Annotated in this window: 11 protein-coding genes; 4 read left to right on the top strand and 7 right to left on the bottom strand. The window is 66.8% G+C overall.

Annotated elements, in window-relative coordinates:
* Positions 1-6: 6 nt before the first annotated feature.
* The 3 genes from MC381_RS09680 to MC381_RS09670 form a co-directional block, all read right to left on the bottom strand.
* Positions 7-288, bottom strand: a complete 282-nt coding sequence (locus tag MC381_RS09680) for a hypothetical protein (protein ID WP_251977548.1) — start codon at positions 286-288, stop codon at positions 7-9.
* A gap of 8 nt (positions 289-296) precedes the next feature.
* Positions 297-968, bottom strand: coding sequence for an SH3 domain-containing protein (locus MC381_RS09675; protein ID WP_251977547.1), 672 nt, complete (start codon positions 966-968; stop codon positions 297-299).
* 117 nt (positions 969-1085) lie between these two features.
* Positions 1086-2009, bottom strand: coding sequence for a LysR family transcriptional regulator (locus tag MC381_RS09670; RefSeq protein WP_251977546.1), 924 nt, complete (start codon positions 2007-2009; stop codon positions 1086-1088).
* 438 nt (positions 2010-2447) lie between these two features.
* On the opposite strand from MC381_RS09670, the gene MC381_RS09665 reads away from it, so the two are divergent.
* A complete protein-coding gene (locus tag MC381_RS09665; RefSeq protein WP_251977545.1) occupies positions 2448-4883 on the top strand; it encodes a membrane-bound PQQ-dependent dehydrogenase, glucose/quinate/shikimate family in 2436 nt (811 codons plus the stop codon).
* A 38-nt stretch (positions 4884-4921) separates the two neighbouring features.
* Here MC381_RS09665 and MC381_RS09660 read toward each other — a convergent pair whose 3' ends face one another.
* Entirely contained in the window at positions 4922-5638 is a 717-nt protein-coding gene (locus tag MC381_RS09660; RefSeq protein WP_251977544.1) for a hypothetical protein, read from the bottom strand.
* A gap of 234 nt (positions 5639-5872) precedes the next feature.
* Here MC381_RS09660 and MC381_RS09655 point away from each other — a divergent pair, with 234 nt between their 5' ends.
* Positions 5873-6874 carry an LLM class flavin-dependent oxidoreductase gene (locus tag MC381_RS09655; RefSeq protein WP_251977543.1) on the top strand — a complete coding sequence of 334 codons (1002 nt, stop codon included), beginning with the start codon at positions 5873-5875 and terminating at the stop codon, positions 6872-6874.
* Positions 6875-6961: 87 nt separating this feature from the next.
* Complete coding sequence (locus MC381_RS09650) at positions 6962-7915, top strand: nuclear transport factor 2 family protein (protein WP_251977542.1); 954 nt, start codon at positions 6962-6964, stop codon at positions 7913-7915.
* 61 nt (positions 7916-7976) lie between these two features.
* Here MC381_RS09650 and MC381_RS09645 read toward each other — a convergent pair whose 3' ends face one another.
* The 3 genes from MC381_RS09645 to MC381_RS09635 form a co-directional block, all read right to left on the bottom strand.
* Positions 7977-8444 carry a nuclear transport factor 2 family protein gene (locus MC381_RS09645; RefSeq protein ID WP_251977541.1) on the bottom strand — a complete coding sequence of 156 codons (468 nt, stop codon included), beginning with the start codon at positions 8442-8444 and terminating at the stop codon, positions 7977-7979.
* Positions 8441-9601 (bottom strand): alkene reductase, encoded by a 1161-nt coding sequence (locus tag MC381_RS09640; RefSeq protein ID WP_251977540.1) that lies wholly within the window; start codon positions 9599-9601, stop codon positions 8441-8443. The genes MC381_RS09645 and MC381_RS09640 overlap by 4 nt, the downstream gene beginning before the upstream one ends.
* A 73-nt stretch (positions 9602-9674) precedes the next feature.
* The gene (locus MC381_RS09635; RefSeq protein WP_251977539.1) at positions 9675-10697 is read right to left on the bottom strand and encodes a TIGR03571 family LLM class oxidoreductase; all 1023 of its coding nucleotides are present in this window, start codon (positions 10695-10697) and stop codon (positions 9675-9677) included.
* 89 nt (positions 10698-10786) lie between these two features.
* Here MC381_RS09635 and MC381_RS09630 point away from each other — a divergent pair, with 89 nt between their 5' ends.
* The gene (locus MC381_RS09630) at positions 10787-11704 is read left to right on the top strand and encodes a LysR family transcriptional regulator (RefSeq protein WP_251977538.1); all 918 of its coding nucleotides are present in this window, start codon (positions 10787-10789) and stop codon (positions 11702-11704) included.
* Positions 11705-11723 lie beyond the last annotated feature (19 nt).

Here is an 11723-nt window from a genome sequence, read left to right as displayed (position 1 = left end):
CGCGCCCTAGCGCAGCGCACGATACAGCGCCCACAGCGACACGAGCCCCAGCGCGGGCCACAGCAGCAGCAGATCGACGCGGATGTTGGCCTCGGGCGTCTGCCACAGGACCAGCACCTCCCAGGCGGCGTAGAGCCCCCAGGCGAGGGCCGCGATCAGCAGCCCGCGCGGATGGCGACGCCGGCCGAAGGCCGTGCGACGGAGCACCAGGAAGGCAGCGAGAAAAGCCGCGGCCACCGCGAAGATGGCCAGCGGCTGACCGACGAACAGCCAGACCAGCGACTCCATGGGCGCGCTCAGCCGCCCAGCACTACGGCGTCGGGAATCTCGTAGCGCTCGTCGCCGATGCGGATCGTATGGAGGTCACCCGCGTGGCTCGCGCGGAACTCGCCGGGGTCGGCCTCGCTGGTCCCGGCGCCGATGGCCCGACCGAGTCGGAAGTACACCACCCGACTCAGGCCGTCGGGCTTGTCGATGACGACGGTGGCGTAGCCGCCGCCGCTGCGTGCGACGCCGAATGCGCAGCGCGATATCGACTGGTCGGCCGCCATGGCACAGGGCACTGAGCCGGTGGCATCGTAATCGCCCTGACCGGCCCGTAGCGCCGAGTCGTCTGGCCCGGTAGCCGCGCTGCCGTCCGGTGAAATGGCGGGCGTCAGGAAGTCGGCGGCCACGTAGCCGCGCGGACCGCCGCCAAGCGGCTGGACATCGCACCAGGCGCGAGCTTCTGCGCCCCGGCAACCCAGATTATCGAGCAGGGTTCCGGCCTCGAGGCGCGCGACGATGCCCGCCGACGCGGAAGGCTCGGCGCGCAGGTTCAGCCCGCCGCTCACGTTCACCACCTGCCAGTTGCGCGGCCCGCCGTCCTCCGGCGCCGCGGGCACCTCGACCGAATCCGCGCTCGCCACGCCAGACAGCATCAAAGCGCCACACAGCACTGCCGCCCTCATCCCCCCATCGGGCTTCATGGCACTACCTCCTCTGGTATCGGGGTCGCCGCGGAAAGCATCAGCATGGTCCGCCATCCGCAGGCGCGTCCCACTCTCTCGACAGTAGGCGCTTTTCCGCGATCTCGCCCGGCGTCGTCAGCAAGGCGCAAAGCCGGAATCGCGCTGGCTGGCCAGATGCGCCAGCAGATCGATGACCACCCGGACCCGAGGCGGCAGCAGCGACGTTTTCGGCCACACGGCGTGAATCGGCAACTCGCAGCCGTCGAAGTCAGGCAGTACCGGTATCAGCCGCTCACCTTGCACGTGCTCGCCGACCAGCCAGCTGGGCATCTGTATGACGCCACAGCCGGCCAGCGCCGCCGCCAGCATGCTCTCACCATCGTTGAACTGATGACGCACGTGCAGTACCTGACGCGCCACGTCCCCTGTCGGCGTGCGGAAGATCCAGCTCGAGGGACTCTCCCTGGGCGGCCCGACGATACAGTCGTGATGTTCCAGATCCGCCGGCCTGTCGATCGATGCGGCGTGCGCCAGATAGGCCGGGGCCGCACAGGTCACCAGGCGCTGCGTGCCCAGCCGTCGGGCGATCAGGTCGCCGTCATCGTCGAGCTCGCCGATGCGCACGGCCAGATCCTGCCCTTCCGCGACCAGGTCGAGCGTGCGCTCGGTCAGCGAGACGCAGAGATCGAGCCGGTGGTAGCGCTTGACCTGCTCGAACAGACTTGGCAGCACGTGGCGCCGCCCGAACGCGGCCGGCATGGTGATCCGCACGCGCCCGCGGGGGTCGCCGGCATCGGGGGCGAGCGCGGCTTCCACATCGTCGAGCTCGCCGATCGCCTGGCGACAGACGCGGAGATACGCCTCGCCCTCCGCCGTCAGCGAGATCTGGCGTGTGGTGCGATGCAGCAGCTTGAGGCCGACGCGGGCCTCCAGTCGCGAGACGCTCTTGGCCACCCCCGAGGGCGTCATGCCCAGCGTCCGGGCTGCGGCGGTGAAGCTCCCGGCAGCGGCCGAGGCCACGAACGCCTCGATCCCCGAGAAACGATCGCCCTCGCTCATGACCGCCGCTCGGCCATGCGCCTTCGCCCGACCAAGACACCAGAGCGTCTGCCGTGGCCTTCGCGGTCCGCCTGGCATGCCCCGCTACCGCCCGATTCCGTCTGCGCGTCCATCATGTCTCGTCCTCATCGATTCTTGCAGAGGCCTCCCCGCAGCCCCCCGTGCGGCGCACATCATAGCGCCACCGCCATTTGGGGAGGCAGATAGCCGTGTACGACTTTCGTCGTCCTCGATTGCCGAACTCAGGGACAAACGCTTTGTCCCGCGACCCCGATTATCGATCCCCGCGGCTGCGTTAGCCTTCCCGGTGACCTCTCGTGCTCGGCTGGGCCATTCCACCGGGCCCCTCAGCAACACATCACGAATCAGAAACCATCGGTGCTCGACGCCGGAGAGGTCTAGGTCGTCGACGATCGGTGGCGCAAGCAAGGAATCGTTATGACAAGGGAACCTTCGGGTGCGGCACGCAAGGCCGTCGCCCTGGTCGGTATCGTGCTGTTCGCGATCGGCCTGCTACTGGCAATCGGCGGCGCTCGCCTCGCCCTGCTCGGTGGCTCGCTCTACTACCTGATCGCCGGTGCCGTGCTGTTACTTGCCGGTGCCCTCCTCTTCCGGCGCCGCCCGCTGGGTGCCGTCCTGTTCTTTCTCTATTTCGTCGCCACCCTGATCTGGGCGCTGGCCGAGGCAGGCCTCGCCTACTGGCCGCTGATGCCGCGGCTGGGCATTCCGCTGGTGCTTTGTGTGCCGGTGCTGCTCTCGCTGCCGACGCTCTTCCCCGGCCGCGGCGTGATCGGCCGACCGGCCGTCACGCGTACGCTGGCCGGCGCCACCGCGGTCTTCTGCGCCGTGCTGATCGCCTTCGCCTTCGAGCCCCACGGCATGATCACGCCCGATGAAGAGGCTCTAACGGCTGAGGCTGGCGGCAGTCTGGCACAGCCCCAGTGGGACGAATGGCGCAGCTACGCCCAGTCGCCCACCGGCGTGCGCTACGCCACGGCCGATCAGATCACGCCGGACAACGTCGACGAGCTGGAAGTGGCCTGGACCTTCCGCACCGGCGACATTCCGCAGTTCCCCTACGCCGACCAGGCCACGCCGCTGGAAGTCGGCGGCGTGGTGTACACCTGCACGCCGACCAGCCAGGTGTTCGCGCTGGATGCCGACAGCGGCGAGCCGATCTGGCACCACGATCCCAAGTCCCGCACCATCAGCACCCATCCCCGCTGCCGTGGCGTGGGCTACTTTGACGCCGACACCGCGGACAACATCGTACCGCCCGAGGCGGCGGCCGATGGCGTGTCGATGACGCCGGCCATCGCCGAGCGTCTGGCCGACGCCAGCTGCGCGCAGCGCATCCTGCTGACCACCAACGATGCCCGCCTGCAGGCCATCGATGCCAAGACCGGCGAGCTGTGCGAGGCCTTCGGCGACGGCGGCACGGTGAATCTGCAGCTGCACCTGGATAACCCCGAACCGGACTGGTACACCGCCACCTCCGCGCCGGCGGTGTTCGGCAACCTGGTGATCGTCGGCGGCTGGGTCAGCGACGGCATCCATCGCGGCGCCGAGCCCTCCGGCGTGGTGCGCGCCTTCAACGTGGAAACCGGCGCCCTGGTGTGGGCGTGGGATGCCGGCGATCCGGATACCCACGGCCTGCCGCCGAACGGCGAATACACCCACGACTCGCCCAACATGTGGTCGCATCCTTCGTACGATGAGGAACTGGGCCTGCTCTACATGCCGGTGGGCGGCACCATTCCCGACTACTGGGGCGTGGGTCGCAATCCCGAGTCGGAGAAGCGCGCCACCTCCGTGGTGGCGGTGGACATCGCCACCGGCCACGAGCGCTGGGTGTTCCAGACCGTCCATCACGATCTGTGGGACTACGATGTCTCGCCGACCCCGGCGCTCTACGACATCCCCGACGGCGACGGCGGCACGATTCCGGCCCTGGCCCAGGCGACCAAGATGGGCGAGATCTTCCTGCTCGACCGTCGCACCGGCGAGCCCCTCACCGAGGTCGAGGAAGTGCCGGTGCCCCAGACCACGGTGCCCGACGAGCAGCCCTCACCGACCCAGCCCGTGTCGACGGGCATGCCGAGAATCGGCGGCGGCTCGCTCTCCGAGACGGACATGTGGGGCATGACGATGTTCGATCAGCTGGCCTGCCGTATCCAGTTCAACGAGCTCCACTACGAGGGCTCCTACACGCCCACCTCGACGCAGAAGACCCTGCACTATCCCGGCGTGCTGGGCGGCATGAACTGGGGCGGCGTGGCGATCAACCCGACCAAGGACTACCTGCTGGTCAACGATATCCGCATCGGCCAGCTGGTCGAGTTCCTGCCGCGCGAAGAGGCCGATGCCTTCGAGGCCTCGCATTCGGGCGGCCAGGCGGAAGGCCTCGACTACATGCCGGCGAGAGACACGCCCTACGGCATCAATCGCGAGCGCTTCGTGTCACCGCTGGGCGTGCCCTGCAACACGCCGCCGTTCGGCACGCTGACCGCGATCGACCTCAAGACCCAGAAGATCGCCTGGCAGCGCCCGATGGGCACCGTCGAGGAAACCGGTCCGCTGGGGCTGCGCACCGGCCTGCCGATTCCGCTGGGCATGCCCACCCTGGGCGGCGCCATGACCACGCAGTCCGGGCTGGTGTTCTACGCCGGCACGCTGGACTTCTACCTGCGCGCCTTCGATATCAACACCGGCGAGGAAGTGTGGAAGGCCCCGCTGCCGGTCGGCGCCCAGGCGACGCCGATGACCTACACCTCGCCCGAGACCGGTCGCCAGTACGTGGTGGTGTCCGCCGGCGGCGCCTCCGGCTCCGCCGAGGTGGGCGACTACGTGATCGCCTACGCCCTGTCCGAGTGATCCGACCGGCGAGCCGGCCTCATGCCGGCTCGCCGCCTTCACATCCAGTCAATCCGCCATAAGCTCGGGTAGCGACCTGCACGCTCCGCGAACGACAGGCGCAGCAGCCGCACCTCGGCGGCAGGCAGAACCAGATCCAGCGTCAACGCCTCACTATCCAGATGCGTGATCCGGGCCTCGGCGAGCGATGCCGCAGGCAACGTCGATGTCAGCTGCGCCCAGTCGTCCATCGCGTTGCGATCGAGTAGCTCACGACCGATACGTTCGTGCTCGCCACGACTGGCCAGAAACCCTAGCCGCGCCAAGGCGGCGGCCAATCGATTGGCCGCGAAACTGTCGCGAAATTGGCGGTCCGGATTGGGCGCGACAGGCGTCTTCTGCAGAAAGCGAAAGGCCGCCTCGTGATGCTCGTCGAACGCTATCTCGGTGCGGTAGTGGATCACGGCACCGCCGACGCTATCGTCCGCCTGCAAGACCTGATAGCTGACGGCCATCTCCATCGTGGCACGGTTGGCATCCAGCCTCTGCCAGCACCAATCGGTGATGACATGCGAATCGCGTTCGGCGGGCACCTGACGTAGCCACTGCCCTAGCGCCTTTCGGTCGTCCGCCAGTCGATGCGTACCGGCATGAACCAGGCTCACATCCGGCGTGAACATCGCCAGATGGTCCTCGACGCTCTCGGTTTCCCCTTCGAAGAAGGCGAACCAGCGGTGTGCGATATCGCGAATGGCATGCTCACGCATGACGTTCATCACTCTCTCCTCGACTTTCCTGCGCCTGGGTGGGCCTGCCCCCGTTCAAGGGGATTCGGCGACGCCAGTCTAGCGAGTGCGAGATCGCAACATTATGGCTTAAAGGGATGGACTCAGCGTCTTTCAAGTCAATTTATCGATTTTAAAGACGAAATCATACTACGGCGTTCACGGGTGAATCCGGCCGCATGATTCGACGACGCGACCGCTTGATCGATAGCCGAGGAGAAAGAGATGAAAGACCGCGACATTCCCTTGTCATTGCTGGACCTGGTGCCCATCGGTCAGGGCTTTACGCCCCAGGATGCCCTGAAGAACAGTACCCGCCTGGCCCAGGCTGCCGAACAGTCGGGATTCCTGCGCTACTGGGTCGCCGAGCACCACAACCTGATCGATATTGCCAGTGCCGCCACCTCGGTGGTCCTGAGCCATATCGGTGCCAACACCTCGACCATTCGGCTCGGCTCCGGCGGTATCATGCTGCCCAACCATGCGCCGTTGATGGTGGCGGAACAGTTCGGCACGCTGGAATCCTTCTATCCGGGCCGTATCGACCTGGGGCTGGGGCGCGCGCCGGGGACCGACATGGCAACGCTACGCGCACTGCGCCGCGACCTGACCGGCAACGGTCTTGATTTCCCTGAGATGCTGACCGAGCTGCAGGGCTACCTGGCGCCGCTACAGCGCCAGCAGCGGATCAAGGCGATTCCCGGCGCCGGATTGGCGATTCCCTTGTGGCTACTCGGCTCCAGCACCTATAGCGCCCAGCTCGCCGCGGCGCGTGGTCTGCCGCTGGCGTTTGCCGCGCACTTCGCTCCGGATGCCATGTCGGCGGCGATCGCTACCTATCGCGACCATTTCAAGCCTTCTGCTCAGCTCTCCGAGCCCTACGTCATTGTCTGCGTCAACGCCGTCGCCGCCGAGACCCAGCGTGAGGCCGAGTATCTGGCGACCACCGAACTGCAGAAATTCCTGAATCTCGGCCGCGGCATCGACACCCTGCTGCCCGAACCGGTCGAGGAGATGGACCGGCTCTGGCATCCGATGGAGGCACGGCAGATTCGTCATCAACTGCGCGAATCCGCCTGGGGCACCGGCCCCCAGGTCAGCCAGCAGCTGCGCGAGCTGGCCGTTCGCACCGGCGCCGACGAAGTCATGATCAATTCGTGGATTCACGATCCCGAGGCGCGCATCGACTCCCACCAACGTATCGCGGCCGCCTGGTTCGACGCCTGACACCCCCTGCCTGCCAGTTCGCTCGAGGCCCGTCCCCACGGGCCTTCGATCATCCATTTCGATATCCCCCTCTCCGGAGCCAGCGATATGAGCCGTCTTATCACCCGCGCCGCGGCGCTGAACCTTCTGCACCAACTGACCCGTAGCTGGGCCGCCAACGACTGGACGGCGCGCGAAGCCTTCCTGAGCGCGGACGTCGCGCTGCGCAGCGATCACAAGGGCAACCATGAAGGCCGCGATAGCGTCATCGCCCAGTTCGAAGACAGCATCCACCAGGATCGTCGTCTGTTCCTGGATACCACCAACCACTACGTCACCGCCGATGGCAAGGGCCGCGCCATCGTCAGCGCCTATGGCTATGGCGAACTGTCCCAGCCACCATCGCGCTCGCCGACCACCGCCTTCGGCAACGTCATGCGGCTGCGTCTGGCCTGGTGCGGCGAAGACTGGAAGATCACCGAGATCCTCTTGAGCGTGGTCTGGGTCGAAGGCGATACCCAGGCGCTGACCGACTGGAAACTGCCGCCCGGCCAGCAGGGCTGGCGACCGGGGGATGCCCCGCCGACACTGGTCAGCGAACTCGACTCGCCTTGGGCCGTCATGCCGGATAACCAGGTCCAGGCCAGTGAAGTGGAGAAGATCGCCGATACCTACTCACGCTACGCGTGGGGCATCGATCAGAACGATATCGCGCTGTTCAAGACCACCTATACCAACGACGCCAGCGGTCTCTTTCCGCCGCTGGGGCCGCTGAGCGGTCTGCACGAGATCGTCGGGTCGCTGAAGGCGTTTCGGCGCCTCTGGCCGTGGATGCAGCACCATGGCGAGCCGCTGAAGATCACGCTGGCTGACGATGGCCAGCAAGCCGAGATGTGGGTCGGACGGCGTATCCCGGGACGCTGGGTGAACGAACAGGACGAGCGTCTCTACGGCGCCCACTACCGACTCGAGTTGGTCAAGGACGACGGGCTCTGGAAGTTCCGCTGGAGCGAGTACGTGCCCGGCTGGTTCGACGACACGGCGTTGCCGTTCACGCCCTGACGCGAGCCTCACCGCTCGAAAAAAACCCGGCCGAGGCCGGGTTTTTCTGTCGGCAGATATGTCAGTCAGTCTCGGACGGCCATACCACATCGAGTTTCGAGTAGGCGATACGCCACTCGCCGTCGATCCGAACATAGCGATCGTGATAGAGCCCGAGCAGCAGCAACGGATGGCGATCGGCGCCCGGGTCGGCCTTGGCGGCCGTCTCGAAGTCGATCAGGTAGCACTGCCCTTCGGCACTGTCCGGCCCGGTCAGGCGGATCTCGTGATTGGCAATGGCATGGACGAACGGATAGTGGCCGCGACCGTCGCGGTCGAAGAGCCGGTAGGCGTCACGTAGCCCCGCCTGGATCGCGTCGATGCCTTCCATCGCGCCGACCGTCACCTCCAGCGTCGCGTCGGCGGAAAACACCTGCGCCAGCCCTTCGATATCGCCGCCGTCGAGGCAGCGTGAGTAGGCCAGGCGCAGGTCGCGAATCGCCTCGCGTTCGAGCAGTTCGGCAAGACGGGTCTGCTGGTCGTCGTTCATGAACGTGACTCCTGTTCTGACGAGGGGCTGGCGGCCGGTTCGGCGCGCGCGACCTGTTCGTCGTAGGTGGGATAATCGGTGTAGCCGTTGGCGCCCAGCAGGCCATAGAAGGTCTCGCGATTGGCTTCCGCCAGCGGCTGGCCCTGCTGCATCCGCGCGACCAGGTCCGGGTTGGCGATAAAGGGCCGCCCCATGGCGATCAGGTCCAGCTCGCCGTTGACCAGCGCCCGCTCGCCACTCGCCTGATCGAAGCCGCCGGCCGCGATCAGCGTGCCGGTCCAGGTTTCGCAGAAACGCTCGGCGAAGCCGTCCGGGATCTTCTCGGCACCGAGGGTCAGCTGATCGCTCAGGTGCACGTAGACCGGGCCACGGGCTTCCAGCTCGCCGGCCATCGCGACCCAGGTCTCGGCCTCGTCATCGAAGGCTTCCAGATCGTTGAAGCGCCCGAACGGCGACAGCCGGATGCCGACGCGGTCCGCGCCGATCTCGGCGATCACCGCATCCAGCGTCTCCAGCGGGAAGCGCAGGCGATTCTCGAGCGAACCGCCGTAACGGTCGCTGCGATCATTGAGCGCGCCGTTGAGGAACTGATCGAAGAGATAGCCGTTGGCGGCGTGGATCTCGACGCCATCGAAACCGCTATCGATTGCCAGGCGCGCGGCGCGAGCGAACTCCTCGACGATGCGGGGAATCTCCTCGGTCTCCAGCGCGCGAGGCTGGTCGGGCGCGAGCGGTGCCGCCTCGCCGGTCTCGTCATCATAGGCGAATGCCTTGGCATCGATCGCACGACGCGCTGTCGGGCCGACCGGCTGGCCGCCTTCGGGCTGCAGCGAGTGATGCGACACCCGGCCCACATGCCAGAGCTGGGCGAAGAGGCGCCCGCCGTTGGCGTGCACGGCGTCGGTCACCCGGCGCCAGCCCTCGGCCTGCGCGGCCGAGAACAGCCCCGGCGTGTAGAGGAAGCCTCGCCCCTCGCGCGAGACCGGTGCGCCCTCGCTGATGATCAGACCGGCACCGGCGCGCTGGGCGTAGTACTCGGCGGTCAACGCATCGGGGATCTCGTTCTCGGCGCGCGCGCGGGTCATCGGCGCCATGACAACGCGATTGGCAAGCGACGTGGCGCCCAGTTCGAAGGGTTGGAAAAGTTGTTGCGTCATAGGACTCTCGCAAGATGGTCAAGGTCAGGAACGTGGCATCACCGTCATCGGGCCCGGCAACGCCCCGAAAACGTCATGCCGGCCTGTCGGCCAGCGTCGGAAAATGTGGCAGCACGTCGCGCACCAGATCTTCCAGCAGCGCGGGATGCGGCCGCCGGCTGATCTTCGGGTTGAGCGCGATGTGTTGAATGCCGGCGTCACAGGCACTCGCCATCAGTTCGGCCAGCGCCTTGCTGCCGGTGCGAAAACCCGCCCGTATCGGCTCCAGCGGATGATCGCGATCGGCGACAAGGTCGAGGAAACCGGCAATGCCGAGCGGCTTGAAGGGGCTGTCGTGCTGCGGCATGGCGACGTTGCGCCAGCTATCGGCGAACTCGCCGAGGCGAGAGAGCGGTGGCGAGGGCGCGATATGACCATCGAGGTGCTCGGCAATCCACGGCAGCGATTGCTGCGCGCGACCGATGGCGATCGTCGGCGTGCGGGTATACGGCGGCTTGGGCAGCATGTCGACCTGGCCGGCCGAGCGCCCGAAACGCGGTGACGCGAATCGCGGATAATTCGCGTCGGTAACCGCGCGGTAGACCTCATAGGCGTCGCGGAAACGTTCGCCACGGCTGTCGAAGTCGATATCGAACAGGGGATACTCGTCCGGCCGATCCCCCGATGAGAGCCCCAGCAGCATGCGGCCGTCGGAGAAGTGGTCGAGCGACGCCGTCTGCTTGGCCAGCAATTTCGGCTCACGCAGCGGTAGCACGATACCGGCGGTACCGAGCGCGATATGCCGCGTCTCGCGCGCCAGTGCCGCGATATAGGTCAACGGCTCGAACACCTGACCGGCATCGCCGTAGCGCGGGTCGAAGAACGGAATATCACGCATCCACAGCGCGCTCAGGCCGGCCTGGTCGGCTTCCCGGGCACGGGTGAAGTGATCCTGCAGCGTGGGCGCCGGGGCATCCGGATACGTCTCCAGCGGCATGATCAGCCCGAGCGTCATCTCGCCCGGCGCGAACACGCCGCGGTAACCCGGATGGGCCGCAAGGTCGGATGCCGCCGGCATCGACCGGCCATCATCGCGATGCACTGTCGTTAGGGTCATGGTCGATCCTCCTGACCCACCACTCTATGCCCTGCGACCTGCGCTATAATCCTGCTTTGAGGACGTTCATTACATCACTGGGTTCCAGAATGCCGCTAACCACCCATCTCGACGGCCTCGTCGAGTTCGCCACGACCGTCGAAACCGGCAGCTTCACCGCTGCGGCCAACCGGCTCGGCATGACCGGTTCGGCCGTCGGCAAGAGCGTAACCCGGCTGGAGAAGCGTCTCGGCACCAAGCTATTTCATCGCACCACGCGTCGTTTGACGCTGACCAACGAAGGCAACGAGTACTTCGAGACCGCCGCGCGAGCGCTGGGCGCTCTGGAAGACGCCGAACAGGCACTGGCGAATCGCCGCGCAGCCCCCTCGGGAACGGTGCGCCTCGATCTGCCCGGGGCTTTCGGCCGTCGCCATGTGTTGCCGGTGCTGAATGCGCTCTCTGCACGCTTCGACCAGCTCGACTTTTCGGTCATGTTCAGCGAACGCACCGCCGACCTCATCGGCGAAGGGATCGACCTTGCGGTGCGTATCGGGCGCCTTGACGACGATGCCGACATCGTCGCCAGCCGGCTCGGCACACAGCGGCTGGTGATCTGCGCCGCGCCGGCGTATCTCGCCGCCCACGGCCGCCCGCAGACGCCCGAGGAACTGGTGACGCGAGACTGCCTCGTCGGCTGGCGGCGCCACGATCAGGCGCGTTGGCTGCTGCGCGACGCTACGGGAGGATTGTCGTCGCAGCTGGTTCGCGTGCGCCACGCCTTGAGCGATGGCGAAGCGATCGTCTCGGCGACGCTCGCCGGCAGTGGACTGAGCCAGCTACCGACCTGGCTGATCGCCGACGAGCTGGCGACTGGCCGTCTGCAAACCGTGCTCGACGACCATGCGGGCGCGGAGATGTCCATCCACGCGCTGTGGCCGGCCAACCGCTATCTGAAGCCCGGCGTGCGCGCGGTCATCGATGCACTTCAGCAGGCGGCACGTGAAAGCCCGGAGTTCGGGCTCTGATACCGATCGCCTCTGGGCG

This window comes from Salinicola avicenniae (assembly GCF_023736115.1).
GTDB lineage: Bacteria > Pseudomonadota > Gammaproteobacteria > Pseudomonadales > Halomonadaceae > Salinicola > Salinicola avicenniae.
The sequence above is the reverse complement of the archived record's forward strand: the minus strand, read 5'-3'. Positions and strand labels throughout refer to the sequence as shown.